The organism is Streptomyces sp. NPDC005181, assembly GCF_040608395.1.
In the GTDB taxonomy this organism is placed as follows: domain Bacteria; phylum Actinomycetota; class Actinomycetes; order Streptomycetales; family Streptomycetaceae; genus Streptomyces.
Genome location: NZ_JBEXID010000003.1, coordinates 26,596 through 51,962, shown reverse-complemented (window position 1 = coordinate 51,962; position 25,367 = coordinate 26,596). Strand labels below are relative to the sequence as shown.

20 protein-coding genes and 1 pseudogene are annotated in these 25,367 nt (G+C 70.9%); 7 read left to right on the top strand and 14 right to left on the bottom strand.

Going from position 1 to position 25,367, the window contains the following annotated elements; translation table 11 throughout:
- Positions 1–41: 41 nt before the first annotated feature.
- The gene (locus tag ABZV38_RS03270) at positions 42–2,870 is read right to left on the bottom strand and encodes a penicillin acylase family protein (protein WP_356324015.1); all 2,829 of its coding nucleotides are present in this window, start codon (positions 2,868–2,870) and stop codon (positions 42–44) included.
- Between the two features lie 262 nt (positions 2,871–3,132).
- On the opposite strand from ABZV38_RS03270, the gene ABZV38_RS03265 reads away from it, so the two are divergent.
- Complete coding sequence (locus ABZV38_RS03265; RefSeq protein ID WP_356324013.1) at positions 3,133–3,744, top strand: hypothetical protein; 612 nt, start codon at positions 3,133–3,135, stop codon at positions 3,742–3,744.
- A 32-nt stretch (positions 3,745–3,776) separates the two neighbouring features.
- Here the strand turns inward: ABZV38_RS03265 and soxR are convergent, their stop codons facing one another.
- A complete protein-coding gene (gene soxR, locus ABZV38_RS03260) occupies positions 3,777–4,250 on the bottom strand; it encodes a redox-sensitive transcriptional activator SoxR (protein WP_330243991.1) in 474 nt (157 codons plus the stop codon).
- A 149-nt stretch (positions 4,251–4,399) separates the two neighbouring features.
- On the opposite strand from soxR, the gene ABZV38_RS03255 reads away from it, so the two are divergent.
- Positions 4,400–4,861 carry a MaoC family dehydratase gene (locus tag ABZV38_RS03255; RefSeq protein ID WP_356324010.1) on the top strand — a complete coding sequence of 154 codons (462 nt, stop codon included), beginning with the start codon at positions 4,400–4,402 and terminating at the stop codon, positions 4,859–4,861.
- 20 nt (positions 4,862–4,881) lie between these two features.
- Here ABZV38_RS03255 and ABZV38_RS03250 read toward each other — a convergent pair whose 3' ends face one another.
- The 3 genes from ABZV38_RS03250 to ABZV38_RS03240 form a co-directional block, all read right to left on the bottom strand.
- Positions 4,882–5,505 (bottom strand): TetR/AcrR family transcriptional regulator, encoded by a 624-nt coding sequence (locus ABZV38_RS03250; protein WP_356324008.1) that lies wholly within the window; start codon positions 5,503–5,505, stop codon positions 4,882–4,884.
- Positions 5,506–5,588: 83 nt separating this feature from the next.
- On the bottom strand, positions 5,589–5,879 hold the full coding sequence (locus ABZV38_RS03245) for a YiaA/YiaB family inner membrane protein (RefSeq protein ID WP_356324007.1): 291 nt from the start codon (positions 5,877–5,879) through the stop codon (positions 5,589–5,591).
- A gap of 85 nt (positions 5,880–5,964) precedes the next feature.
- Positions 5,965–7,116: an acyl-CoA dehydrogenase family protein gene (locus ABZV38_RS03240; protein WP_356324005.1), complete on the bottom strand. Its 1,152-nt coding sequence runs from the start codon at positions 7,114–7,116 to the stop codon at positions 5,965–5,967.
- Positions 7,117–7,182: 66 nt separating this feature from the next.
- Between ABZV38_RS03240 and ABZV38_RS03235 the strand changes: the two genes are divergently transcribed.
- Genes ABZV38_RS03235 through ppk2 form a run of 4 tightly spaced genes read left to right on the top strand, consistent with a single transcriptional unit; the run spans position 7,183 to position 10,615 of the window.
- A complete protein-coding gene (locus tag ABZV38_RS03235; protein ID WP_356324003.1) occupies positions 7,183–7,857 on the top strand; it encodes a TetR/AcrR family transcriptional regulator C-terminal domain-containing protein in 675 nt (224 codons plus the stop codon).
- Between the two features lie 15 nt (positions 7,858–7,872).
- Positions 7,873–8,592: a winged helix-turn-helix domain-containing protein gene (locus ABZV38_RS03230; RefSeq protein ID WP_356324001.1), complete on the top strand. Its 720-nt coding sequence runs from the start codon at positions 7,873–7,875 to the stop codon at positions 8,590–8,592.
- Positions 8,593–8,625: 33 nt separating this feature from the next.
- Positions 8,626–9,657: a DMT family transporter gene (locus tag ABZV38_RS03225; RefSeq protein WP_356323999.1), complete on the top strand. Its 1,032-nt coding sequence runs from the start codon at positions 8,626–8,628 to the stop codon at positions 9,655–9,657.
- Positions 9,584–10,615 carry a polyphosphate kinase 2 gene (gene ppk2 / locus ABZV38_RS03220; protein WP_356323997.1) on the top strand — a complete coding sequence of 344 codons (1,032 nt, stop codon included), beginning with the start codon at positions 9,584–9,586 and terminating at the stop codon, positions 10,613–10,615. Before ABZV38_RS03225 ends, ppk2 begins: the two co-directional genes overlap by 74 nt.
- A gap of 116 nt (positions 10,616–10,731) precedes the next feature.
- Here the strand turns inward: ppk2 and ABZV38_RS03215 are convergent, their stop codons facing one another.
- The 3 genes from ABZV38_RS03215 to ABZV38_RS03205 form a co-directional block, all read right to left on the bottom strand.
- On the bottom strand, positions 10,732–12,069 hold the full coding sequence (locus ABZV38_RS03215; protein ID WP_356323995.1) for an MFS transporter: 1,338 nt from the start codon (positions 12,067–12,069) through the stop codon (positions 10,732–10,734).
- 218 nt (positions 12,070–12,287) lie between these two features.
- Complete coding sequence (locus ABZV38_RS03210) at positions 12,288–13,367, bottom strand: Zn-dependent alcohol dehydrogenase (protein ID WP_356323993.1); 1,080 nt, start codon at positions 13,365–13,367, stop codon at positions 12,288–12,290.
- A gap of 40 nt (positions 13,368–13,407) precedes the next feature.
- Positions 13,408–14,802: an aldehyde dehydrogenase family protein gene (locus ABZV38_RS03205; protein ID WP_356323991.1), complete on the bottom strand. Its 1,395-nt coding sequence runs from the start codon at positions 14,800–14,802 to the stop codon at positions 13,408–13,410.
- A gap of 669 nt (positions 14,803–15,471) precedes the next feature.
- Here ABZV38_RS03205 and ABZV38_RS03200 point away from each other — a divergent pair.
- Complete coding sequence (locus tag ABZV38_RS03200; protein ID WP_356323990.1) at positions 15,472–16,518, top strand: hypothetical protein; 1,047 nt, start codon at positions 15,472–15,474, stop codon at positions 16,516–16,518.
- 110 nt (positions 16,519–16,628) lie between these two features.
- Here ABZV38_RS03200 and ABZV38_RS03195 read toward each other — a convergent pair whose 3' ends face one another.
- The 6 genes and pseudogenes from ABZV38_RS03195 to ABZV38_RS03170 form a co-directional block, all read right to left on the bottom strand.
- A complete protein-coding gene (locus ABZV38_RS03195) occupies positions 16,629–18,518 on the bottom strand; it encodes an ABC transporter ATP-binding protein (RefSeq protein WP_356323988.1) in 1,890 nt (629 codons plus the stop codon).
- Positions 18,519–18,676: 158 nt separating this feature from the next.
- Positions 18,677–19,317: pseudogene (locus ABZV38_RS03190) on the bottom strand (ATP-binding cassette domain-containing protein); the annotation flags it as partial.
- Positions 19,318–19,457: 140 nt separating this feature from the next.
- On the bottom strand, positions 19,458–20,717 hold the full coding sequence (locus ABZV38_RS03185) for an MFS transporter (RefSeq protein WP_356323986.1): 1,260 nt from the start codon (positions 20,715–20,717) through the stop codon (positions 19,458–19,460).
- Between the two features lie 3 nt (positions 20,718–20,720).
- Positions 20,721–22,139, bottom strand: coding sequence for a citrate:proton symporter (locus ABZV38_RS03180; protein ID WP_356323984.1), 1,419 nt, complete (start codon positions 22,137–22,139; stop codon positions 20,721–20,723).
- A gap of 121 nt (positions 22,140–22,260) precedes the next feature.
- Complete coding sequence (locus ABZV38_RS03175; protein WP_356323982.1) at positions 22,261–24,540, bottom strand: molybdopterin-dependent oxidoreductase; 2,280 nt, start codon at positions 24,538–24,540, stop codon at positions 22,261–22,263.
- Positions 24,541–24,706: 166 nt separating this feature from the next.
- Entirely contained in the window at positions 24,707–25,333 is a 627-nt protein-coding gene (locus ABZV38_RS03170; protein ID WP_356323980.1) for a TetR/AcrR family transcriptional regulator, read from the bottom strand.
- Between the last annotated feature and the right edge of the window lie 34 nt (positions 25,334–25,367).

Here is a 25,367-nt window from a genome sequence, read left to right as displayed (position 1 = left end):
CCGGTTCCGTCCTCGAGCACCGGACGGACTGGAATGAATGCCTACCGGTGTGTGGGGAACTCCACCACCTGCTGGTACGTCGGGCGGTTCTGCCAGTGGATGGCCTTCTGGCTGATTCCGCCCAGCGCGCGGTGGATGATCGAGTCCGTGCACCACTGCTCGCCGGCCCCGCAGCTGTCGTCACCGGGGTAGACCTCGGTGACCGGTTCGGACGCTGCCTGCTTCAGGGAGGCGAGCAGGGTGTTCCGGCAGCTGCTCAGGTCTCCGTTTCCGCAGTACGTCCTGGCGAGCGGACCCTTGACCGGCCGGCCGAGGACCTGGCGCAGATCCTTGTCCACAAAGCCCCACCAGCCGTACTGGAACGCCGATCCGCTGTGCGCCCCGCTCGGGCCGTGGCTGGCCGCCGGTGACTCGTCGGTGGCGAGATTGGCGGTCAGCGCCCCGAACAGGCTGTCGCCGAGCCCCGGTTTGAACTCGGCCTCGACCAGCTTCGGCCACCACGCGTCCATGATTCGTACCGCGTCCGCGTCGGTGTAGGTGTGCGAGCCGGGGCTGCGCTCCCTGCGCTGCGATCCCGAAGCCCGCCAGGACTCCAACTGCTGGATCACCGCGTTCAGTTCCGGATCGGTGACCGGCCGGGAGCGGAGCACCTGCAGCAGTTCGGGCAGCAACTGCTCACCGCGCAGGTCGGTGAGTGCGGCTTCCGCCATGGCCCGGGTGAGCGAGGCGCGGGTGACGCCGCCCTGCTCCACCAGCTTCGCCACCCGGTCGTCGAGCAGATCCGCCCGGTGCACCGCGCCGAGGCCGAAGCCCGCGGAGGCGTACCCCTCGGCCTGCTTGTTGTTCCAGGAGACGTAGTAGTCCTGGCCGCTGGAGTGCGGGTGCGCTGCGAACGGGGTGTAGACGGCGGTATTGGCGACCGGGTCGTACCCCTGCCATTCGTACGCCTTCTCGGCCTTGACGGGCAGGGCCGGGTCGACACCCGCCGCGCGCACCGGGTTCAGGCCGCTGTTGTAGTAGGCGGCGGTGCGGGAGTCGGCGTAGAACCAGTTGAAGGCGTAGTCGATGGTGCTCGCCGCCTGCTGGAAGGAGGCCGCGTCCGTCACGTACGCCGGGTCGTTGAGCATCTGGAAGCCGACGATCGAGTCGGCCTCGTGGCGGTAGGTGGTGCGCAGCGAGGTGTACCCGACGGGCTTGCCGCCCACCGTGGCGCGGTGGGTGACGATGCCGTACGCGGTCCTCCACACCTGCATCCGGTAGGAGCCCTTCGCCGTGGAGTCGGCGACGGTCGGCGCCCAGGAGTTGGTGCGCTCCAGCTTCTCCATCGCGGTGCAGGTGCCGTGATGGAGGTAGCGCGTGGAGTCCTTGGTGGGCGCGGATCCGTCCGGCTCGCACAGCTCGATGGCGTAGGTGTCGGTGATGTCCTGGCCGGCCGAGGTGGCGCTCCACGCGTAGTCCTGGCCGCGGCCCATCTGGACGTACATCCCGACACCGGCGAAGGCGACCCCGCGGGCGCTGATGCCGGGACCCTGGAGCTCCTGAAGCATCATCAGCTGCGGTGCGAAGTAGCCGGTCTGCGGGCCGAAGACGGCGATCGGGTTTCCGCTCGCGGTGTGCTTGCCGGAGACCAGCAGGGCGTTGGACATGCCGCGCCTCTGGGCGCCCGAGCCGGAGCCGGGCAGCGAGCCTTCCGGTATGACGCCGTCGTCGTAGATCCCCTGGGCCTTCCTGAGCGCGGCCGGGGCCTTGACCGGGGCCTTCCTGTCGGTGCCCGCGGCGCCGGTGCGGTCGTGGACGAGCGGCTCGGGGGTGACTGAGCCCGGGTCGGGAAGGGCCGTGCCGCGCGCCTGGGCGGGCTTGCCGGCGTAAGGGAAGGAGGTACCGTCGTGGATGGTCAGCACGGCCTCGGGGTCGTTGCGCTGCCGGAACGACTCCCAGACCTTGGTGCCTTCGGCGACCCCGTACTTCTGCTGGGCGGACAGCAGCGAGAGCGCCGCCTGCACTTCGCCGCCGCCGCCACCGCCGAACTGACCGCCGACGACGGAGGCGATCGAGATCAGGTCGGTCAGCTTGAACGGCTGGATCTCACCGATGTTGGTGATCGCGTCGATCTTGCCGGTGAGGACGTACTCGCCGGGGAAGTAGCGGCCCTTTTTGGACTTCTCGCGGTACGCGTTGATGCCGTCGACATACGCCTGCGCGTCGGCCATGGCCTGCTCACCGCGGGCGCCCTCGTGGGTCCTGATGTACGCGACCTGCGCTTCGAGATCGGCCTCGGTGTACGGGGCCTGCGGCCAGAACTGCTGCTCGAGCCCCTGGTTGGCGAGTGCGCCACCGGCGAACGAGGTCAGCTCGCCGCGTCCGATGTGCCGGAAGAGGTCCATCAGCCAGAGCCGGTCCTGCCCGGCCGCATACCCCGCGCCGAACTCGGTGCCGTAACGGGTGGTGCCCTTGATGTGTGGGACACCTGACGCCTTGTCGCGGGTGATGGTGACGTCGTCGCGCGGCGAGGTGACGGACTCGACCTGGTCCTTCGGTACGCCGAACGAGGCGTCGTTGAAGAATGCGGTCAGCTTCTGGTCGGTGAGTCCGGTGTACCCGGCCACCAGGCCGTTGTAGCGGTCGAGTTGGTCGTCGCTGTGCGCGGGGTGCGTACCGAAGGCCTGGTTGCCGAGAATCTCGACGAGCGTGGCGTTGCCGTTCTCGCCGGGCGGCAGGATGTCGTCGCACTGCCCCTGGCAGTAGTCGGCGACGGGGGCGGGTTCCGCTGCCACGGCGCCTGACTGCGGCGTGGCTGCGATCAGGGTGGCGCCGAGGGCGAGAACCGCCGCGACGGTGGCGGCTCTGAACTTGACGGTGCGTGGGGGCATGCGTGCTCCTCCGGGTGGCCGATGCGCCGCAGGTTACTGGCGGTATGACCCGCCGGTAAGGTGAACATCGGTCACCTTCTCCGAATCACCACATGACGCCGCGTCCGAGCCGAATTCGAGCCGGGTCCGGGCCCCGTTCGAGCCGCGTCCGACGCGGGCCGTCTCGGCCAATGGACGCGAATCACCTTTCGATGGAGCCGAATCGGGCAGTCGTACGTCCATTCCTTGACGCCGAAGTACGAGCGACGGAGGTGGCAGTGCGATGGCCGGTTTCCGGAGTCTTGCGAGACAGGTCCGCGATCCGCGGGGTGACCTGGCGCTGCGGCGGTACTCGCTGCGCAAGTGCCTGGAGAGGTTCGCCCCTTACGGTCACCGGGCGACCTGGCACCATCTGTGTGCCCGGCAACGGATCGAGCCCGAAGACCGGGCTCCCGACCCGGTTCGGCTGGTGCACGCGCTGGAGGAGCTGGAGGAGGCCCGGGCCGTCTGGCTGGGGTACGAGGCCGGGTTCGCGGAGCGCCGCAGGCGGGAGAAGCACGAAGGGCTGCGCCGGCCGGGCGCGTTCGACGACTGGCACCGGCGCACCTGGGGCGGGAACGGGGTGGCGCGCTGCGACGATCCGGCGGTCCATCCGTCCGCGCCGCTGGGCTACGTGCTGGGCCGGCTCATCGCCGCGCTGGAGTCGGAGCCGGGCAGGGCCTGCCCGGTGTGCACGGAGACCGGGATCGTCTGGCGCCAGGACCTCGGCCACGAGCCGTGGTCGGGGCCGGTCTGCACGGGCTGCGGGATCGTGGTCCCGCAGCCCGTACTGACGCCGGCGGCGCTGGCGAGGGCGCGGCGCATACGGACGAGGGACCTGACGTCCGCGGCATGACGAGCGCCGCTCCGCCCCGGCCCGCGACTCGCCTACGGGCAGTCCGCCGACCGGCGCTCCGGCATCAGCCGGGAACCGCTGATCGTGTCGCCGGAGATGTCGTTCGGGTTGGAGAGCACACACGTCTCCAGCGACAGACAGCCGCAGCCGATGCAGTCGGTGAGATGGTCGCGCAGCCGGCCCAACTGCTTGATCCGTTCGTCCAGTTCGGAGCGCCACGCCTCGGACAGCCGCGCCCAGTCGTCGCGGTTCGGGGTGCGCTCCTCCGGAAGCTCGGCCAGGGCATCGCGGATCGTGGCCAGCGGTATGCCGACCCGTTGCGCCGCACGGACGAAGGCGACCCGGCGCAGTGCGTCCCTGCTGTAGCGACGCTGGTTGCCGCTGGTGCGGCGGCTGCTGATCAGGCCCTTGGCCTCGTAGAAGTGCAGGGCCGAAACGGCGGCGCCGCTGCGCGCGGAGAGCTGGCCGACCGTGAGTTCATGGAGTGTCTGTGGGATCTGGGGCACCCCTCGAACCCTACGTGCACTCCTCGGGGCCGGTCCGTCGTTGACAGGAACGCCACGCCCAACCATGCTGAGCAAGCGCTTAGAAAGTAGCGATGAATGACGGATGCATGACGATGCACGGTCGAGAGCGGGAAGGCAGGACCAGGGACATGGCAGAGCCGAGGATCTTCACGTCCGCGCAGGAGCTGCGCGACGGGGTGGGCGAGCAGCTGGGGCACAGTGACTGGCTGGAGATCGACCAGAAAAGGGTCGACCTCTTCGCCGACGCCACCGGGGACCACCAGTGGATCCATGTGGACCCGGAGCGGGCCGCGGCCGGCCCGTTCGGCACGACGATCGCGCACGGCTATCTCACGCTCTCGCTGCTTCCGGCGCTGGTCCCGCAGATCATGCGGGTCGAAGGCATGAAGATGGGCATCAACTACGGAACCAACAAGGTCCGCTTCCCGGCCACCGTGCCGGTGGGCTCGCGGCTGCGGGCGACGGCCGCCCTCAAGAGCGTCGAGGACGCGGGCGGCGGCGTCCAGCTCACCGCTGTCGTCACGGTCGAGCGCGAGGGCGGCGACAAGCCGGTCTGTGTCGCCGAGTCGGTGTCGCGCTACTACTTCTGAGCCCGCGGGCCGGACAGCTTCTACCGCTGGGCCGCGACCATGCGCAGGACGAGGTCGGCGTAGAGCGCGCCGACCTCGTCGGGCGTCCGGCTCCCCTGCGCACTGAACCAGCGCGCCACATCGATGCAGAGCGAGAGCACGGCGAGCGTGGTGCCCGGGACGTCGGGGACGTCGAACTCCCCCGTCTCCACGCCTTCGCTGATGATCCGGCGGATCACCGCGTCGCTCTTGCGTCGCAGCGCGACGATCTCGGTGCGGTGTTCCGGGCCGAGGGCGTCGAGTTCGTACTGGACCACGCGGGCGGTGGTGTGCCCTTCCGCGTGCCAGCGAACGAAGGACCGCACGGCGCGGGCGAGCCGCTCGGACGCCGTGCCTTCGCTGTCCGCGGCCGTCTCCAGGAGCAGCAGGGCCCGGTCGTGACCGATCCTGCTGATCCGGTGGAGCAGCTCTTCCTTGGTCTTGTAGTGGATGTAGAGCGCGGCGGGGCTCATCCCGGCGCGGCCCGCGATGTCACGGGTGGTGGTCGCGTGATACCCGCGCTCGGCGAAGGCATCGACGGCCGCGACGAGGAGCCGCCGGGCCGCCTCGGGCGTCACCTCGCCCCACGGCGTGCCGTCGCCGCCCGTATCCTCCGCCGCGCTCATCGTCACCGACCCCTTCCATTCACCAGGACGCACACCATACCCCGAACCTGAGCAAGCGCTTAGGGGTCCGGTGGCTGAGATCGTCAGAGCTTCTGGAAGGGGTCGCGCTCGGCAAGGATCTTCTCCAGCCGGGCCTGGTCGACCCGGCTGATGAGCTGCCCCGCCTCCTGGCGGTCCCGGATTACCTTGGCGAGGGTGAAGCAGGACGTGACGAGGTAGAGGACGCCGATGGCGAGGAAGCCCCGCACCCAGGCGTTCGCGTCGAGGAAACAGATGCCGAGGGTCACCGCGCCCATCGCCACCCCGAAGGATGCGACGGCCTGTCCGTAGAAGGCCGCGGTGCTCTGCTGCTTGACCGATGTCGTCTCACTCATGAGGGACAGCATCGGCCGCCGTGGCGCCCGCCGCATCCGCCCCCGTACTCAGCCCCGGTACTCAGACGCCGGTTGGTGACGCGGCTCAGAAGGCGGACACCCCCGTCAGTGCGCGGCCGATGATCAGCTTCTGGATCTGGCTGGTGCCTTCGTACAGCGTCATCACGCGGGCGTCGCGCAGGAGCTTGCCGACGGGGTACTCGTCGATGTAGCCGTAGCCCCCGAAGACCTGGAGCGCGTTGTTGGCCGCGCGGACGGCGGCCTCGGAGGCGAAGAGCTTCGCCTTGGACGCCGCGGTGGCGAAGTCCTCGCCGCGGTCGATCAGGTCGGCGACCCGCCAGGTCAGCAGCCGGGCGGCGTCGACGTCCACCGCGATGTCACTGATCAGTTCCTGGACGAGCTGGTGGCTCGCGATGGACTTGCCGAACTGCTCGCGTTCGCCCGCATAGCCCACGGCGGCGTCGAGGGCGGCCTGGGCGATGCCGACACAGCCGGCCGCGACCGACATCCGGCCCTTGGCGAGGGCGGACATGGCGATGGAGAAGCCCTTGCCCTCGGGGCCCAGGAGCGTGGCGGCGGGGACGCGGACGTCCTCCAGGACCACTTCGGCGGTGGCCTGGCCGCGCAGGCCGAGCTTGCCGTGGATGGTGCGGCGGGTGAGGCCGGGCGTGTCGGTGGGCACCAGGAAGGCGGATATGCCCTTGTGGCCGGGGGTGTCGTTGGTGCGGGCGAAGAGCAGCACGACGTCGGCCCAGGTGCCGTTGGTGATGAACATCTTGGTGCCGTTGATGACGTACGAGTCGCCGTCGCGGACGGCCTTCGTCGCCAGGCTCCCGGCGTCGGAGCCGGTGCCGGGCTCGGTGAGCCCGAAGCAGCCGATCGCCTCGCCCGCGGTGAGCCGGGGCAGCCACTGCCGCTTCTGCTCCTCGTCGCCCCAGGTGGCGATGGTCTTGGCGACCAGGCCCAGGGAGACCGAGACGATGCCGCGGACCGAGGAGTCGCCGCGGCCGAGCTCCTCGGTGACCAGGCAGTACGCCAGGTGGTCGCCGCCCGAGCCGCCGTACTCCTCGGGGACGGTCAGCCCGAGGAAGCCGAGGGAGCCCAGCTTCTTGACGATCGACCTGTCGACATTCTCGGCGCGGTCCCACTCGACGACATGCGGGGTGATCTCGCGGGTGACGAAGTCCTTGGCGAGCTGCCGGACGGCTTCCTGCTCCTCACTGAGCTCCAGGTTCATCCTTCGGTTCTCCCACTTTTAATTAGCACTGCTAGTTTTCCGTTCGCAGGCCCTACTATGTGCCGCATGGCCCGACCGCGCAAGCCCCTCCTCAGCAGACACCGCATCGTCGAAGCGGCGAGCGCCCTCGTGGACGCCGAGGGGCTCGACGCCGTCTCCACCCGCCGGCTCGCGGCCGAACTCGGGGTCAGCGGACCCTCGCTCTACAACCACTTCCGCAACAAGGACGAGATCCTGGACGCGGTCGCGGACGCCGTGTCCGCGCAGGTCGATCTGTCGATGTTCGACGAGTCCGACGGCCGCGACTGGCGAGCCGGCCTGCATGACTGGGCGGTCTCCTATCGTGCGGCGCTCGCCGAGCACCCGCATATCGTCCCGGTGCTGGCCCAGGGCCCCGGCCGCCGTCCGGCCGGGCTGCGGGTCGCCGACGCGGCCTTCGGCGCGATGGTCCGCGCGGGCTGGCCGCCCGCCCAGGCCACGTACATCGGCGCACTGATGCGGTACTTCATCACCGGCTCGGCGCTGGGCTCGTTCGCGCGCGGCTTCGTCGACGACGAGACGGCGTACGACCCCGCCGACTATCCGCACCTCGGCCAGGCCCATCTGCTGGCCGACCGCCGTCAGCAGGTCGACGACGGCGCGTTCGAGACCGGGCTGCGGGCGCTGCTCGACGGTCTCGCCCTGCAGTACGAGCAAGGGCATCCCGCGGACACGGTTCGGCCGGCGCCGAAGCGTTCCTGACGCATCCTGGGTCATATGGCACGCATGGCACCCCACGACCCGGCCGCACCCCGTCTCGCCGCCCTGGCCGCGCTCCTCGCCGACGAGACCCGCGCCTCCTTCTGTCTGGCCCTGCTCGACGGCCGCGCCTGGACGGCGGGTGAGCTGGCGCGGCACGCATCAGTGGCACCGTCGACCGCCAGCGAACACCTGGGGAAGCTGATCGCGGGCGGGCTGCTGGCCGAGGAGCGGCAGGGCCGCCACCGCTATGTGCGGCTCGCCGACGAACGGACCGCCCATCTCGTCGAGGATCTCGCCGCCCGGGCCGCACCCGGCGACGGGGACCGGCCACAGACCTTGCGAGCGGCAAGCACCAGCAGCGCACTGGCCCGCGGACGCACCTGTTACGACCATCTCGCGGGCCGGATAGGCATCGCGATCGCGGACGCGATGACCGGACGCGGGCTGCTGCGGCAGGACACCGGCTTCGCGCTCACCGACGCGGGCCTCGGCTGGTTCGCGGAGCTGGGCATCGGGCTGGACACCGGAACGCGGCGTCCCCTCGTGCGCAGCTGTCTGGACTGGACGGAGCGCAGGCCACATCTGGCGGGAGCGGCGGGCGCCGCACTGTGCAGGCACGCCCTGGATGCCGGATGGTGCGTAAGGATCGGGTCCGGGCGGGCGGTGAAGTCGACCGGGGGCGGGGAGCGGGCGCTGCACGAGCTGCTCGGGATCGAGCCGGAAACAATTCGGTGAGCGCCGAACCGTTCCCCGTCTAGGGTCGGGCTCATGACGACACCCATAGCGGTCTCCGCCGCGACCGCCGCCGCACCCGCGGGCCGCGACCGGCGGGCGATTGCCGCGGCCTGCACCACCGTGGTGCTGTGGGCCTCCGCCTTCGTCTCCATCCGCAGCGCCGGTGAGGCCTACTCCCCCGGTGCGCTCGCGCTCGGCCGGCTGCTCGCGGGTTCGCTGACACTCGGTGCGTTCCTTCTCGTACGCCGCGAGGGGCTGCCGTCCAGGGCGGCGTGGCCGGGCATCATCGCGTCCGGGCTGCTCTGGTTCGGGCTCTACATGGTGGTGCTCAACTGGGGCGAGCAGCAGGTCGACGCGGGCACGGCCGCGATGGTCGTGAACATCGGCCCGATCCTGATCGCACTGCTCGGTGCCCGGCTGCTGGGCGAGGGGCTGCCGCGCAGGCTGCTGGCGGGGATGGCCGTGTCGTTCGCGGGCGCCGCGGTGGTCGGTCTCTCCATGTCGGGGCACGGGAGTTCGTCGGTGCTCGGGGTGGTGCTCTGTCTGCTGGCGGCGATGGGATACGCGGGCGGGGTGGTCGCCCAGAAGCCGGCGCTGCGGCACGGCTCGGCGCTGCAGATCACCGCGTTCGGCTGTGTGGTCGGTACGGTCGCCTGTCTGCCGTTCTCCGGTGCGCTGGTCTCCGAGGCCGCCGACGCCCCGGTGTCCGCGACACTGAACATGGTCTATCTGGGCGTCTTCCCGACCGCTCTGGCCTTCACCACCTGGGCCTATGCGCTCGCCCGCACCACCGCGGGGCGGATGGGCGCCACCACGTATGCGGTGCCCGCGCTGGTGGTGCTGATGTCGTGGCTGCTGCTCGACGAGGTGCCCGCGCTGCTCACGGTCGGCGGCGGGCTGCTCTGTCTGGCCGGGGTGGCGGTCTCCCGGATGCGTCCGCAGACTGGACGGACCCGAAATAGTCCGGCACAGCCGGTGGAGGGACGCCGTCATGACCCGGAGCGCCAGGGATCCGAGCAGCCGCAGGAAGGCGAAGAAAAAGAAGAAGGCGGCCGACGACGCTGACCACAGGGAGGCCGCTCTCGCCTGGGCGGCCCGACACGGCGGCGCCGCGCTCGATGCCTTCGGCGTGACCGGCAGCGGGGACGACGAGCCGGTCCTGGTGATGCCCGACGGCCGGGCGCGCGACGCCTGGCGCGAGGACTATCCGTACGACTACAAGCTGGGCCGGAAGGCATACGAGAAGGACAAGCGCGCGCTGCAGATCGAGCTGCTCAAGTTCCAGCACTGGGTGAAGGAACACGACGAGCGGCTCATCATTCTCTTCGAGGGGCGCGACGCGGCCGGCAAGGGCGGCACGATCAGCCGCTTCACCGAGCACCTCAACCCCCGTGGCGCTCGGGTCGTGGCGCTGGAGAAGCCCACCGAACGCGAACGCACCCAGTGGTACTTCCAGCGATATACGGCACATCTGCCGAGCGCCGGGGAGATCGTGCTCTTCGACCGCTCCTGGTACAACCGGGCGGGTGTGGAGCGGGTGATGGGGTTCTGCACGAGCCGCGAGTACCTCGAATTCATGCACCAGGCACCGGGCTTCGAGCGGATGCTCGCCCGGGACGGCATCCACCTGGTGAAGTTCTGGTTCTCCGTGTCCCGCAACGAGCAGCGCAACCGGTTCATGATCCGCCAGACCGATCCGGTACGGCAGTGGAAGCTGAGCCCGGTCGACCTCGCCTCGCTGGACAAGTGGGACGCGTACACGGAGGCCAAGGAGACGATGCTGTTCCACACGGACACGGCGGACGCGCCCTGGACCGTGGTGAAGAGCAACGACAAGAAGCGGGCCAGGCTGGAGGCGATCCGGCATGTGCTGCACCGCTTCGACTACCCGGACAAGGACACGACGGTGGTCCGCGAGCCGGACCCGCTGATCGTGGGCCCGGCCTCCCGGCTCTTCGAGCAGGGCGAGATGGATGCCCGGCTGCTCACCACACACCGGTCGGAGGCCGGGCAGACGGAGTGAGCCCGGGCCGCAACAGCACGAGGGCGCGGCCTCCCTTGCCCGCGATCACGGCTCCGGCACCGGCACGGGTGGGGGAGTCACCGGTGCCGGGGCCGGACCGGGTCCGGGAGCCGTGATCAGCGTGAACTCGCTCGTCCGGCAAGGACCTTGATGGAGACGAGGGCGATGACAGCCAGGCCGATGATGTAGGCCGCCACCGCCATCGACGTGCCCGTCGCTTCCAGCAGCAGCACCATCACGAACGGGGCGAGGCCGCCGCCGAACACCGCCGCGATCTGGTAGCCGAGCGAGGCACCGGTGTAGCGCATCTCGGCCGTGAACAGCTCGGCGAACAATGCTGCCTGCGGCCCGTACATGATGCTGAGGAAGCAGCTGGTGACGAAGGTGGCAACGGCCAGCCAGAGCAGCGACTTGGTGTCGATGAGCAGGAACATCGGCACCGCCCACACGGCGAGCCCGGCCGCCCCCAGCGCGTAGATCCGCAGCCGGCCGATGCGGTCGGACAGCGCCGCAGATGCCGGTATCAGGACGAGCTGGGTGAGACTGATGCAGAGCGAGACGGTGAGGACGGCCTCGCGCTTCATGCCGAGCTCACGGGTCGTGTAGTCCAGGACGCCGGTGATGATGATGTAGAAGGTCGCGGTGTTCACGGCGAACGAGCCGCCCGCGAGGAAGACCGTGCCGAGGTGCTCCCGCACGATGGTGCGCAACGGGGAGCGTGCCGAGCGGCTCGCCTCCTGCTCGGCCAGCTGCTTCTCCGCCTCGCGGAATTCGGGGGTCTCCTCGACACGCGTGTGGATGTACCAGGCCAGGACCAGGACCAGCAGGCCGATCAGGAAGGGCAGCCGCCAGCCCCAGGCGGCGAACTGGCTGTCGCTGGTGACGGCTCCCGCGGCAAGGAAGACGGTGTTGGCGGTCACCACACCGATGGGGACGCCGAGTTGGACGAGGCTTCCGTAGACGCCGCGCTTGCCCTCGGGGGCGTATTCGGTGGCCATCAGCATGGCGCCGCCCCACTGGGCGCCGACCGCGATGCCCTGGACGACGCGCAGGGTGACGAGCAGCACCGGAGCGGCGATGCCGATCGTCTCGTACGTGGGGAGCAGGCCGATACCCGTGGTGGCCACGCCCATCAGGGTGAGCGCGAGGACCAGCATGGGCTTGCGACCGTGCTTGTCGCCGAGCTGGCCCGCGATGATGCCGCCGATCGGACGGGCCAGGAAGCCCACAGCGAAGGTCGCGAACGCGGCGAGGACGCCGGCGGACCCGCTGCCCGCGGGGAAGTAGAGGTCTCCGAGTACCAGGGCGGCGGCGATGCCGAAAACGAAATAGTCGTACCACTCCACGGCGGAGGCGAGCGCCGCGGCGGTGGCCACCTTGCGGCGGGCCCGTGTTTCGGTGGGGGTCGGAACGCTGTCGGTGGCGCCTGAACGAGCGGATGGTGCTGTGTCCATGCGTGCACACTCCGGTAGATACGGGGACGGGGGTGCCCGGCAGGGCTGATCCGCCGGTCCGGGGAACGTACTGACCGGACGGTATGCGGGTCAACGGGTCGTGCAGCAGCAGTTTTTACCTGCATATGACACTCGGACGACCGCACCAAGGAGGGTCCGGGCACGTCGAAATCCCCGGCCGTCGTCGAGGGCGGCCGGGGTCCCCTTCCGGGCATCGGCTAGAAGACCACCAGGGCCCGTCCGCCCTTGCCCGCGATCATGTTGTCGAACGCCGCCGGGATACCGTCCAGCGCGATCCGTTCGGTGACCATCATGGAGAGGTCGAACCTGCCGGCCCGGATGTGCTCGGCGAGCACGGGCAGATCGCGGGCGGGGTCGCTGTTCCCGTAGACGCAGCCGGTCAGCGAGCGGCCCCAGTGGAAGATCTCCAGGGCGTTGAAGGTCACCTGCTGGTCCTTGCCGCCGATGCCGACGACGGTGGTGCGGCCGCCGCGCCGGGTGGAGTCCCAGGCGCCGCGGATGGTCGCGGGCCGGCCGACGCACTCGACGGCGGCGTCCGCGCCCTGTCCGCCGGTGAGTTTGCGGATCGCGCGCGGCGTGGCGTCGGACGCGATGACGTAGTCGGTGGCGCCCGCCCGGCGGGCGAGCTCCTCCTTCTCCGGGGAGACATCGACGGCGATGATCTTCGAGGCTCCGGCGATTCGGGCGGACTGGAGCACGGCCAGACCGACGCCGCCGATACCGAAGACGACGACCGTCTCGCCGGCCCGGACCCGGGCGCTGTGGTGGACGGCGCCGTATCCGGTGAGGACCGCGCAGCCGAGCAGGGCGGCGTCGGTCAGCGGGATGCCGGCCGGGGCAGGCAGCGCGCAGTTCGCGGCGACGACCGTCTCCTCGGCGAACGCCGCGACGTTCAGGCCGGGGTGGAGTTCGGTGCCGTCGGCGGTACGGGCGTGAATGTTGCCCGCACCCGTCAGTGCGTTGGCGCACAGCCAGACCTCGCCGATCCCGCAGTGGTGGCAGCTGCCGCAGGAAGGCGCCCAGTTCAGCACGACGCCGTCGCCCGGCGCCACATGGGTGACGCCCTCGCCGACGGAGAGGACGGTACCCGCTCCCTCATGGCCGAGGACGGCTGGGACGGGCACCCGCATGGTGCCGTCGGACAGGGACAGGTCGGAGTGACAGACGCCGGCGGCGGCGAGACGGATCCTCACCTGACCGGGTGCCGGCTCCGGGAGTTCGATGTCGGTGACCTCCAGGGGAGCTCCGACGGCGGGAAGTACGGCGGCGCGGACCACGGACCGGCTCCTTGCTGATCGGGGGTGCATCGGGGGTGGTTCAGAACTGGAGGGACTTGGTCTGGAGGTACTCACCGAGGCCGTGCGGGCCGAGCTCACGGCCGACGCCGGACTGCTTGTAGCCGCCGAACGGGGCGATCGGGTTGAACCGGCCGCCGTTGATGTCGACCTGTCCGGTGTCCATCCGGCGGGCGAAGGCGACGGCTTCCGCGTCGTCGGCGGCCCAGACGGCGCCCGCGAGCCCGTACACCGTGCCGTTGGCGATCCGGAGCGCGTCGTCCTCGTCCTCGTACTTCAGGATCGAGATGACCGGGCCGAAGATCTCCTCCTGGGCGATGGTCATCTCCGGGGCGACATCCGCGAACACGGTGGGGCTGACGTAGTACCCGGTCGGGTGCGGGGCCTCGGGGCCGCCGGCGACGAGCCGGGCACCCTCCTCGATGCCCTTCTCGATGTAACCCCGCACCCGGGCCTGCTGCCTGGCGTTGACGACGGGGCCGACCCGCTCCCCCGGCACGTACTTGGCGACGGCTGCGGCGGCGAGGGCGACGGCCTCCTCGTACCGCTCGGCGTCGACGAGCATCCGGGTCCAGGCGCTGCACGTCTGGCCGGAGTTGGACATCACGTTGGCGACGCCGACGATGACGGCCTTGGCCAGATCGGCGGAGGGCAGGATGACGTTGGCGGACTTGCCGCCGAGCTCCAGTGCGACGCGCTTGACCGCGCCGCCCGCAGTGGCGCCGATCTGCTTCCCGACGGCGGTGGAGCCGGTGAACGAGACCAGGTCGACGTCCTCGTGCGCGGCGAGGGCCTGTCCGGCGACCGGGCCGAGGCCGGTGACCAGGTTGAAGACTCCGGCGGGCAGGCCGGCCTCCTCGGTGGCCTCGGCGAAGAGCTGTGCGGTCAGCGGGGTGTCCTCGGCGGGCTTGAGGACGATGGTGCAGCCTGCCGCGAGTGCGGGAGCCACCTTGGCGACGATCTGGTGCAGCGGGTAGTTCCACGGGGTGATCGCCCCGACGACGCCGACGGGCTCCAGCAGGACGGTGGAGTTGCCGTGCTTCTCCTCGAAGGCGTACGACGCGGCAAGTTCCGCGTACGAACCGGCGACCAGGACCGGCACACCCGCGTGCACCGCCCGCGACAGCGGGAGCGGTGCGCCGAGCTCGGCGGTGACGGTGGCGGCGATCTCGTCCTGGCGGGCCACCAGGACATCACGCAGGGCGGCGATCCGCGCACCGCGCTCGGCGGGCGACGTGGCGGCCCAGCCGGGGAAGGCGGCGCGGGCGGCCCGTACCGCGGCGTCGACGTCCTCGGCCGTTCCTGCGGGGACCTGGGCGATGACCTGCTCGTCCGCCGGGTTCACGACCGCGATCGTGTCCCGTCCTGCGGCGGGCCGCCACTCGCCGCCGATGTACATGCCGTCGTGGGCCTTCATGGCTGTTCCTCCCGGGCCTGGGTACGGACGATGTCGTCCGGGCCCCAAACTAGCGCCGTTAGTTTTCACATGCCAGAGACGCCGGTCACGCCTGGTCCGGCAATCGGTCCGGCAGCCCGTGCGACGTTCCGCCGCTGTTCGTCCGACGGTGCTTGCGCGCTCCAGTAATTCCCCGGTAACGGCCTCCTCCTAGCGTCCGGGAACAGCCCGCCAACTCCGCACTTCCCCCGTGGTCGCGGTCCGGTGCGGGCTCCCCGTACGAGTCCTGGAGGAGCACTCCCATGCATCTGCCCCGATCCCTCCGGCGCAGATCCGCCGCGTGGTCCGCGGCCGCGATCACGGCGGCGGCCGTGCTGATCGGCCCGGCCCCCGCCTTCGCACAGTCCGACACGGCAGCCAACAGCACCGCCAAGGTCGACTCCGCCGTTCTCGACACCGTCGGGAAGGGCAAGGAGTCGACCTTCTTCGTCGTCCTCAAGAAGCAGGCGGACCTGTCCGCGGCCAAGGGCAGGCGCAGTCACGCCGCGAAGGCGCAGTCGGCGTTCGCGGGGCTGCGCGCCGAGGCGAACAGCAGTCAGCAGCCCCTCCAGGCCTTCCTGGACAAGGAGAAGGTCGGCTACCAGTCCTTCTGGATCGCCAACGCAGTCAAGGTGACCGGCGGCAAGCAGCTTGTCGAGGACCTGGCCAAGCGCTCCGACGTGGCGAGCATCGTCAAGGAGCACCACTACAAGCTGGACGCCACCGAGAGAGGGCGAGGAGCTGCTGCGTACGTATCCCCCGGGCCCGCACACCCCGCCGACCACCACCGCGACGCACCATCTGGCGGCGGCGGTCCTGCGGTTCGTGGGCGGCCGGTACGAGTCCGCGCACGCCTCGGCCGTCCGGGCGCAGGAGGCCGCCGAGGCCGTGCAGGGCGGCGAACGCCGGGGGCTGCTGGCCAGGTCCCTGGGGAGCCGGGCGACCGCTCTCGGCCTCGCGGGCCGGTTCGCGCAGGCCCGCGCCGCGGCCGATCTGGCACTGCCGCATGCCGAGGCGCACGGGGACCAGGAGCTGCTGGTCACCATCCTCTCCGTGCTGCGGGAGCATGCGCGCCGGTCCGGCCTGCTCGACGAAGCGGTCTCCATCGGCCGGCAGGCACTGAGCCTGGCCGATCACACCGGCGATCCGACAGCGGTGGCCTTCGAGCGCGCCAATCCGGCCGAACTGCACCTGATGCTGCGCGAGTTCACCGAGGCACGGGAGCATGCCGAGGCGGCCGTCCGGGACGGCGAACCCAGCCCCGCCTGGTGCACCCCGTACGCCCTGGCCGCTCTGGCCCGGGTCCGGATCAGAACCGGTGAGTCCGGTGCGGCAGAACTGCTGGCGCGGGCCGGGCGGACCGCCGAGGGGCAGCGCGACCGTCAGGCCGTGCACGAGGTGCACACCGCGGAGGCCGAACGACTGGTGCGCGAGGGCCGCCCGCAGGAGGCCCTCACGCTGCTGGCCGACGACGGCGACCCGTCAGCGGCCCCTCTGCTCGCCTGGGCGGAGCTGCTGTCGGGCCGCCCGGAGCGGGCGGCACGGCGGGCGGCGGCGGAGATGCTGCGTGCGGAACGGGTCGGCGAGCGGCTGTCGGAGACCGAGGCCCGTACGGTGCATGCGGCCGCGCTCGCGGCGCTGGGCCAGGAGCGGGCGGCGCACGAGGAGTTCGGGCGCGCGGCGGCCCTGTCCCGGTAACTCCCCTACCCGGCAGGGGCGTTCGCTGTGGATGAGGCCTGCGGAACGGACTGGACCGCCCGTCCCGCATTCCCCGGCTGACCAGCGGTCCGCTGCCGCGACGGCTGCCGTCAGCCGCCGAGCTCCGCGGGCTCCGCGCCCGGACGCTCGAACTGGGTGCGGTACAGCTCCTCGTACCGGCCGCCGGCCGCGAGGAGTTCCTCGTGGGTGCCCCGCTCCACGACCTGCCCGTTCTCCACGACGAGGATGAGGTCCGCCGACCGTACGGTGGAGAGCCGGTGGGCGATCACGACGGCGGTGCGTCCCTGGAGGGCTTCGGCCAGTGCCTCCTGGACGGCCGCTTCGGAGGTGTTGTCGAGGTGGGCGGTGGCCTCGTCGAGGATGACGACGCGCTGGCGGGCCAGCAGCAGCCGGGCAATGGTCAGCCGTTGGCGCTCGCCGCCGGAGAGCCGGTAACCGCGTTCGCCGACGACGGTGTCGAGTCCGTCGGGCAGCGAGGCGACCAGTCCGTCGAGGCGTGAGCGGCGCAGGGCGTCCCAGAGGTCTTCCTCAGTGGCCTCGGGACGGGCGAGGAGCAGGTTCGCGCGGACCGACTCGTGGAAGAGGTGGCCGTCCTGGGTGACCATGCCGAGCGTCTCGCGCAGGGTGTCGGCGGACAGGTCGCGTACGTCGATGCCGCCGATGCGTACGGAACCCTCGTCCGTGTCGTACAGCCGGGGCAGCAGCTGCGCGATGGTCGACTTGCCCGCGCCGGACGATCCGACGAGTGCCACGGTCTGGCCGGGTTCGGCGCGGAAGGAGACACCGCGCAGCACATCGGTGCCGCCGCGGGTGTCCAGGGTGGCGACGTCCTCGAGCGAGGCGAGGGAGACCTTGTCGGCGGACGGGTAGCCGAAGCGTACGTCGTCGAACTCCACGGACACCGGCCCTTCCGGAACCGCCCGCGCGTCCGGCTTCTCCTCGATGAGCGGCTTGAGGTCGAGGACCTCGAAGACCCGCTCGAAGCTCACGAGCGCGCTCATCACCTCGACGCGCGCCCCGGCGAGGGCGGTGAGCGGTGCGTACAGCCGGGTCAGCAGCAGGGCGAGAGCGACCACCGCTCCGGCATCCAGCCGGCCGCGCAGTGTGTAGTACCCGCCGAGCCCGTAGACGAGGGCGAGTGCCAGCGCCGATACGAGGGTGAGCGCCGTGATGAACGCGGACTGGGCCATGGCCGTGCGGACGCCGATGTCGCGCACTCTGCCTGCCCTGGCGGCGAATTCTGCGGACTCGTCGGCGGGCCTGCCGAAGAGCTTGATCAACGTGGCGCCGGGCGCGGAGAAACGCTCGGTCATCCGGGTTCCCATCGCCGCGTTGTGGGCGGCCGCCTCCCGCTGGAGTCTCGCCATCCGCGTGCCCATCCGGCGTGCGGGCAGGACGAACACCGGCAGCAGGACCAGCGCGAGTGCGGTGATCTGCCAGGAGATGCTGAGCATCACACCGAGGGTGAGAAGGAGCGTGACGACATTGCTGACGACGCCCGACAGGGTGTTGCTGAAGGCACGCTGGGCGCCGATGACATCGTTGTTGAGGCGGCTGACGAGCGCACCGGTGCGGGTACGGGTGAAGAACGCGATCGGCATGCGCTGCACATGGTCGAAGACCGCGGTCCGCAGATCGAGGATGAGCCCCTCACCGAGGTTGGCCGAGAGCCAGCGGCCGACCAGCCCGAGCCCCGCCTCCGCGACGGCGATCACGGCGATGAGCACGGCCAGCCGCGTGACGGTGCCCGCCTCCTTGCCGGTCACGATCGCGTTCACGACACGGCCGGCGAGCACGGGGGTGGCGACAGCGAGCAGCGCCGTCGCCACGCTCAGTACCAGGAACAGGGCGACCCGGCGCCGGTGCGGGCGGGCGAACGCGGCGATGCGCCGCAGGGTGTTCCGGTCGAAGGGGCGTCGGTCCTGTTGCGCGTTCATGACGTTGTGGAGCTGCGTCCACGCGGTGGCTTCCATGCTCATGGAAAGACCGTACGACCTCCACCGGACTTGAGGTCAACGCCCGTGTTCGGCCGTCGCACGGTACCCGCTGGAGGGTGCCCGCAAAGTCCCGCCCGGCCCGCGAAACACTTCGGGTTCACGGCGGGACTGCGCCAGCACCTTCTACTGCCGCCGACGGCGCGGCGACGGCGCGGGGCGGCCCTGTCGGCGCGGGCCGATTCGAGTTCGGGCACCACGGCGGGCTGCGACCCCGTGTTGAGGTGGACCAGCGCCTCGTGCCCCTGGTACTCGACGTGCTCGACGATGCCGCTCAGTGCCACCTCACCGGGGCGGGCCTGGCTGGGCGCGGCGATCCTGGCCGCCTCCGAGCGCAGTCCGACGATGATCTGGCGGCCCTGCTGGATCCGGAGCAACTGGTGGTCGGGGCTGAGCGGTTCGGGCAGCGGCAGCCGCTGGCGGCCGAGGTCGATCGACATCCGCCCGTCGAGGGGAGCTTGCACGACGGCCTGGAGGAGGTTGATGCGCGGGGGTGCCCCCGGTTGGTCATCGTCGGGTAGAGCGCGAAATTCTGGAACACCATGGCCATGCCGCGCTCGCGGGGGGCCAGGTGGTTGGCCGGTTCGCCGTCGAGCAGCAGCTCGCCCTCGGTGATCTCCTCCAGGCCGGCGATCATGCGGAGCACGGTCGACTTGCCGCACCCTGAGGGGCCGAGCAGGACGACGAACTCGCCCGGGTCGATGGAGAGCGAGAAACGGCCGACGGCACGCTGGGCCCGTCCGTATGCCTTGCTGACGTTGTGCAGGGAGATGGCGCGAGTCATGTGGTGGGTCCGCCCGGGAGGATGGTGAGGGTGGAGCGGTGGGGAGCGGCTGCAACGCGCTGAAATTAGCCCACTACCCGGGGTGCTGGGAATGACTCGTGCAAAGGTTGCGCAGTACTGGGGCGGGTGAGCCGGAAGGTTCAGGTGAGATTCCGGTTCACGGCGGGCAGTTCGGACCTGGGAACGGGTGCGGACGCGGCCGGGGTCGCACCGACGGTCCGGGCACGCCTGCCGCGCACCCCCAGCGCCGCCGCCGCGAGCAGAAGTGCGCCCAGCATCACGAACGGCGCGGCGGTGCCCGCCACTCCGGCGATGACACCGGCGGACGCGGGGGCCGCGACCTGACCGAGCCGGTTGCCGGTCAGCCGGAGTGCGAGCGCGGTGGAGCGGGCCTGCACCGGAGCCGCCTGGACGACGGTGGTCATCGACAGGGGCTGGCCGACCCCGAGACAGAAGCCGAGCAGAGCGAGCATCGTGGCCAGCGCCCAGACGGGGACCGGCAGGGCGATGCCCGCACAGAGCAGCCCGGCCAGCAGACAGGTCGTGGTGAGGAGCGCCGTACGGCCCAGGAGGCGCAGCATCGGCGTCATCACCAGGCGGCAGGCAATGGTGGCGGCGGCCCGCAGGCTGAGCAGGAGCCCGATGGTGGCGGGGGCGATGGAGCGGTGCTCGCCGACGACGGGCAGATAGGCGGTGAGAATGTCGGTCGCGGAGAGCACGGCGAGGCTGATGAAGATGCCGGCCGGAACACCGCGGGTACGCAGGATGCGGCCGACGGGCACTTTGTCGCCCCGGGCCGCCGCGCGGGCGCCCGGAGCGGCGCGGTGTTCGATGCGCCAGAGCGAGACGAAGGACGCGGCGGCGACGGCCGCCGAGACGACCAGGGCGAGTGCGCTCGTACGGGCCAGGGCGCTGTCCTGCTCGGAGATCACGTATCCCGCGGCGATCGGCCCGATGAGCTGGCCGAGCGAGGCACCGATGGTGAAGTGGCCGAAATTTCGGTCCTGTTCGGCGGGGGCGGACTGGCGGGCGACGATCGACTGGGCGCCGATCACGAAGCAGAGATGGCCGAGCCCCATCACCCCGCTCCACGCCGCCATCGCCGGGAGGGAGCCCGCCGTACCACTGAGTGCGCAGCCGCCGGCGATCAGGACGACGCCGAGGGGCAGCAGGGGTGCGCACCGGCCGTGGTCCGTCCGGCGCCCGAGGGGGACGGCGGCGAAGAGCGGGAGGAGTGCGTACACCCCGGTGATCACGCCGATGGCGCGCTCGTCCGCACCGAGCGAGAGCGCCCGGTAGGAGACGGCGGGCCGCGCCATCGACACCGCCCCCTGCGCGAAGGCGAAGGCGATGACGAGGCGCAGCAGCCAGCTCCTGCCGGGCTTTTCCGTGTCGGCCATGGATCAGATGATGCCGAACAGGAGTCCGGCGCAGAGCACCACCAGGGAGGTGAGCGCGGCCCACTTCACGGTGAACCTGGTGTGGTCGCCGAATTCGACCTTCGCCATTCCGACGAGCACATAGACGGCGGGAACCAGCGGGGACGACATGTGGAGCGGCTGGCCGATCAGGGAGGCGCGGGCGATCTCCAGCGGGGAGACACCGTGGGCGGCGCCGGCCTCGGCGAGCACGGGGACGACGCCGAAGTAGAAGCCGTCGTTGGACATGAAGTAGGTGAGCGGGATGCTCAGGATGCCGGTGATGATCGCCATGTGCGGGCCCATGCCGTCCGGGATCGCGCCGACGAGCCAGTCCGCCATGTGCTCGACCATGCCGGTGCCGGTGAGTACGCCGGTGAAGACAGCGGCGGCGAAGACCATGCCGGAGACGTTGAGGACGTTGTCCGCGTGGGCCGCGATGCGGGCCCGCTGGTCGGGCATGTGCGGGAAGTTGACCGTGAGGGCGAGGGCCGCGCCGAGCAGGAAGAGCACCGGGATCGGCATCACCTCCATGATCATCGCGGTGAGGAGGGCGACAGTGAGCCCGGCGTTGAACCAGTAGAGCTTGGGCCGCAGGGTGGCACGGTTCGGGTCGAGGCCCTTGAAGCCGTCGTCGTCCGCGTCGTCGTGGGCCGCTGCCGCGGGCTCGCCATCCATGCCCGTTCCGGCCCCGCCGGAGGTCTTGCGGGCACGGTCGTCGCCGGCTCCGCCGCCCGTACCGACGAGGACCGTCTCGGACTCCTGGACCACGGCCTCGTCGAGGGTGAGGAAGCCCAGCCGCTTGCGCTCGCGCCGGCCGAGGACGACCGCCAGGAGGATGACCGCGAGCAGTCCGACGCCGAGCGCCGGGATCATCGGGACGAAGATGTCGCCCGCGTCCAGCTTGAGGGCGGTGGCGGCGCGGGCGGTGGGACCGCCCCAGGGCAGGGTGTTCATGACGCCGTTGGCCGTCGCGGCGACACCGGTCATCACGACCAGGCTCATCTTGAGGCGCTTGTAGAGCGGATACATCGCCGAGACGGTGATCATGAAGGTGGTGGAGCCGTCGCCGTCCAGCGAGACGATCGCGGCGAGCACCGCCGTACCGACGACGATCCGCATCGGGTCGGCCTTGCAGAAGCGCAGGATGCCCCGGACGATCGGGTCGAAGAGGCCGACGTCGATCATCACCCCGAAGTAGACGATGGCGAACATCAGCATCGCCGCGGTCGGGGCGAGATTGCCCACGCCGTCGATCACGTAGTCACCGAGCTTGGCGCCCTGCCCGACGGCGACACAGAAAAGTGCGGGGATCAGGACGAGCGCCGCGATCGGCGACATCTTCTTCATCATGATCAGGACCAGAAAGGTCGCAATCATGGCAAAGCCGAGGATTGTCAGCATGTGGGATACCTATCGTTCACCCTTGAACTCCCACCGGGGTCGGCGGTCCGGATGACGTTAGGTCGCACCTCGCAGCGTTAACAAGACGTTGACATGTGAGCAATACGAGCAAAACCCCAGGTCAATGGCTTGGTTCCGTGCTGGGGGCCACCGCGACGGGGATGCCGTTGAGGACGGCGGTGCCGGACAGCGGGTCGAGCAGAGTGCCGTCGAGGAGCTGGTTGACATTGACTCCGGGGGCGGCGGACGCGACCGACATCCGGGTGCCTGGCCGGTCGTGTCCCCATCCGTGCGGGAGGCTCACCACTCCGGCCCGTATGCCCTCGGTGATCTCCACGGGAGCGGTCAGTGCGCCACCGGCCGCAGTGATCGTGGCGGGGGTGCCGTCCGCCAGGCCGAGCCGGGCCGCGTCGGCCGGGTGCATCTGGAGGGTGCAGACATTCGAGCCCCCGCCGAGGGGCGCGACGTTGTGCATCCAGCTGTTGTTGGAGCGCAGATGGCGGCGGCCGACGAGGACGAGCGAGTCGGCTCCCGGCCGGTCGGCGAGGGCGCTGCGGAGCCTCGGCAGGTCGGCGGCGATCGGCGCGGGAAGGAGCTCGATGCGCCCGCTGCGGGTGGTCAGGACCTGTGGGATGCGGGGCCGGAGGGGGCCCAGATCGATGCCGTGCGGGTGGGCGAGCAGCCGGTCCAGGGTGAGGCCGTCGGGGTCGGCGCCGAAGCCTTCGCCGTACGGGCCGAGGCGGAGCATCAGGTCGAGGCGGCGTTCCGGCCCGGTGCGGCCGGTGAGCGCGGCGGCCAGTTCGGCGGGGGTGCGGCCGTGCACGGGCGAGAGAGGGTCGGCGACGGCCTTGGTCAGCACCCGGTCGATGAGCAGGGCGTCCACGGCAGCGACGGCGGACCGGTCGGCCCCGCGCGTCCCGGAGACGGCGAGGACGAGCCGGGCGAGGATCTCGCTCTCGTCGAGGAGGCCGTCGTCGAGCGGGACGGCGGGGCGGGTGTAGCGCACCTGGTTGCGTACGGCGAGTGCGTTGAACGCGAAGTCGAAGTGGGCGCTCTGCGACGGCGGCGGCGGGGGCAGCACCACATGGGCGTGGCGCGAGGTCTCGTTGAGGTACGGGTCGACACTGACCATGAAGTCCAGCCCGGCCAGGGCCCGGTCGAGGCGGTCGCCGTCGGGTGCGGAGAGCACGGGGTTGGCGGCGAGGACGATCAGGGCGCGGATCCGGTCCTCCCCCGGCGTCTCGATCTCCTCGGCGAGGGCGGCGACGGGCAGTTCGCCCTTGGCCTCGGGATGCCCGGAGACCCGGCTCGTCCAGCGTCCGAGCGCGAAGCCCTTGCCGGGGGCGGCGGGCCGGGGGGCGCGGGCGGTGGCGGAGAGCGGGAAGAGGGCGCCACCGGGGCGGTCGAGGTTGCCGGTGAGGATGTTGAGGACGTCGACGAGCCAGCTGGCGAGCGTGCCGTGCGCCACGGTGCAGCTGCCGATGCGTCCGTAGACGGCGGCGGTGGGGGCGGCGGCCAGCTCCCGGGCGATCGTACGGATGGTCGCGGCGTCCACATCGCACGCCTCGGCGACCGCCTCCGGGCTGAACTCCCGTACCGCTTCGGCTACTTCGTCGAGTCCTTCGAGATGGTCGGCGAGCGCGCCGGGGTCGGTGAGCTTCTCCTCGAAGAGTACGTGGGTGAGTGCGGCGAGCAGGAGTGCGTCGGCGCCGGGGCGGATGGCGACATGCCGGTCGGCGAGGCGGGCGGTCCGGGTGCGGCGGGGGTCGACGACGGTGAGGGTGCCGCCGCGGCGGCGCAGCGCCTTGATCCTGCCGGGGAAGTCGGGGGCCGTGCAGAGGCTGCCGTTGGATTCGAGCGGGTTGGCGCCGAGGAGCAGCAGATGGCCTGTGCGGTCGATGTCCGGTACCGGGATGGCGTTCGGGTCGCCGAAGAGCAGTCCGCTGGAGACATGCTTGGGCATCTGGTCGAGGGTGCTCGCGGTGAAGAGAGCCCGGGTGCGGAGCGTGGCGAGCAGGGCGGACGGATAGAGCGCGCCGGCCATGGTGTGCACGTTCGGGTTGCCGAGGACGACACCGACGGACTGTTGCCCGTGCTGCTCGGTCAGTGCGGGCAGGGCGGCGGCGATGGCGTCGAACGCCTCGCCCCAACTGGCCTCCTGCAGCACGCCGTCCTTGCGGACGAGGGGGGTGCGGAGCCGGTCGGGGTCGGCTTCGAGCCCGCCGAGGGACGCACCCTTGGGGCAGATGAAGCCCCTGCTGAAGACGTCGTCCCGGTCACCGCGGGCGCCGGTGACCCGTGTCCCCTCGATGGTGAGGGTGAGTCCGCAGGTGGCTTCGCACAGGGGGCAGATACGCAGGGCGGTGCGGGACTCGCGGGAACTGCTGGAGTCGTGCGGCATGGGCCCTCCCCGGGGCGGCAACAGCGGTGACGCGGAGACGTGGGCAAGCACGACCGAGCATACCGACCGGTACGCACGGTGGGGAGGTGTTGTCGTGACGATGTTGCCGGTCCGGGGATCTCGTCGGATTTCCGCGAAGCGCGGTGCGGTGGGGTGCCGTGCGGTGTCAAGTTGACTCCAGGACCCGGGCCAGGTACGCCTGGATCAGGACGCGGGTCTCGGCAACGATGGCCTGATCGCCCGACGGCTCGGTGCGGAAGGCGAGTTGGAGGAGCGCGTCGGCGGCTTCGACGCAGACCAGGATCGTCCGGAGCAGATCTTCGTCAGGAGTGCGCCCCAGATGGCCGGAAAGCAGGTGGGTGAGCCGGTCCGCGACGCGGTGGTTGGCATCGGAGGCCGGGTCGTCCACGGGGGCCGGAGCGCCGAAGTCGACGAGGGCGAAGCCGGGGACGGAGCGCTTCATCTCGAGGTATTCGTCGAGCACGGCGTCGATGGCGCTGCGCCAGTCGGCGGCCGGGATGGCGGCCAGGCGGCCGGTAATGCGCTCCGCGTAACTGTCCAGGTTGCGCCTGGCCAGGGCGTCGGCGAGGGCGCGCTTGTTGGAGAAGAACCGGTAGACGGATCCGATCGGGACCTCCGCGCGGGCGGCGACGGCCCGGGTGGAGAGCTGCTCGTAACCGGTCTCGTCGAGGAGTTCGGCGCAGGCGTCAAGTATCCGGGAGAGGCGTTCGGCACTGCGCTGCTGCACGGGGGCGCGGCGGAGGTTCGCATTCGCGTGGGGCACGGGCTCCATGATGCCGTGGCTCTCCTCTGCGGGACGGGCGGGT

Excerpts from the sequence above, each read along its gene's own strand:
- ABZV38_RS03270 (WP_356324015.1), bottom strand. The coding sequence starts at position 2,870 with ATGCCCCCACGCACCGTCAAGTTCAGAGCCGCCACCGTCGCGGCGGTT.
- ABZV38_RS03265 (WP_356324013.1), top strand. The coding sequence starts at position 3,133 with ATGGCCGGTTTCCGGAGTCTTGCGAGACAGGTCCGCGATCCGCGGGGT.
- ABZV38_RS03255 (WP_356324010.1), top strand. The coding sequence starts at position 4,400 with ATGGCAGAGCCGAGGATCTTCACGTCCGCGCAGGAGCTGCGCGACGGG.
- ABZV38_RS03250 (WP_356324008.1), bottom strand. The coding sequence starts at position 5,505 with ATGAGCGCGGCGGAGGATACGGGCGGCGACGGCACGCCGTGGGGCGAG.
- ABZV38_RS03245 (WP_356324007.1), bottom strand. The coding sequence starts at position 5,879 with ATGAGTGAGACGACATCGGTCAAGCAGCAGAGCACCGCGGCCTTCTAC.
- ABZV38_RS03240 (WP_356324005.1), bottom strand. The coding sequence starts at position 7,116 with ATGAACCTGGAGCTCAGTGAGGAGCAGGAAGCCGTCCGGCAGCTCGCC.
- ABZV38_RS03235 (WP_356324003.1), top strand. The coding sequence starts at position 7,183 with ATGGCCCGACCGCGCAAGCCCCTCCTCAGCAGACACCGCATCGTCGAA.
- ABZV38_RS03230 (WP_356324001.1), top strand. The coding sequence starts at position 7,873 with ATGGCACGCATGGCACCCCACGACCCGGCCGCACCCCGTCTCGCCGCC.
- ABZV38_RS03225 (WP_356323999.1), top strand. The coding sequence starts at position 8,626 with ATGACGACACCCATAGCGGTCTCCGCCGCGACCGCCGCCGCACCCGCG.
- ppk2 (WP_356323997.1), top strand. The coding sequence starts at position 9,584 with ATGACCCGGAGCGCCAGGGATCCGAGCAGCCGCAGGAAGGCGAAGAAA.
- ABZV38_RS03215 (WP_356323995.1), bottom strand. The coding sequence starts at position 12,069 with ATGGACACAGCACCATCCGCTCGTTCAGGCGCCACCGACAGCGTTCCG.
- ABZV38_RS03205 (WP_356323991.1), bottom strand. The coding sequence starts at position 14,802 with ATGAAGGCCCACGACGGCATGTACATCGGCGGCGAGTGGCGGCCCGCC.
- ABZV38_RS03195 (WP_356323988.1), bottom strand. The coding sequence starts at position 18,518 with ATGAGCATGGAAGCCACCGCGTGGACGCAGCTCCACAACGTCATGAAC.
- ABZV38_RS03185 (WP_356323986.1), bottom strand. The coding sequence starts at position 20,717 with ATGGCCGACACGGAAAAGCCCGGCAGGAGCTGGCTGCTGCGCCTCGTC.
- ABZV38_RS03180 (WP_356323984.1), bottom strand. The coding sequence starts at position 22,139 with ATGCTGACAATCCTCGGCTTTGCCATGATTGCGACCTTTCTGGTCCTG.
- ABZV38_RS03175 (WP_356323982.1), bottom strand. The coding sequence starts at position 24,540 with ATGCCGCACGACTCCAGCAGTTCCCGCGAGTCCCGCACCGCCCTGCGT.
- ABZV38_RS03170 (WP_356323980.1), bottom strand. The coding sequence starts at position 25,333 with ATGGAGCCCGTGCCCCACGCGAATGCGAACCTCCGCCGCGCCCCCGTG.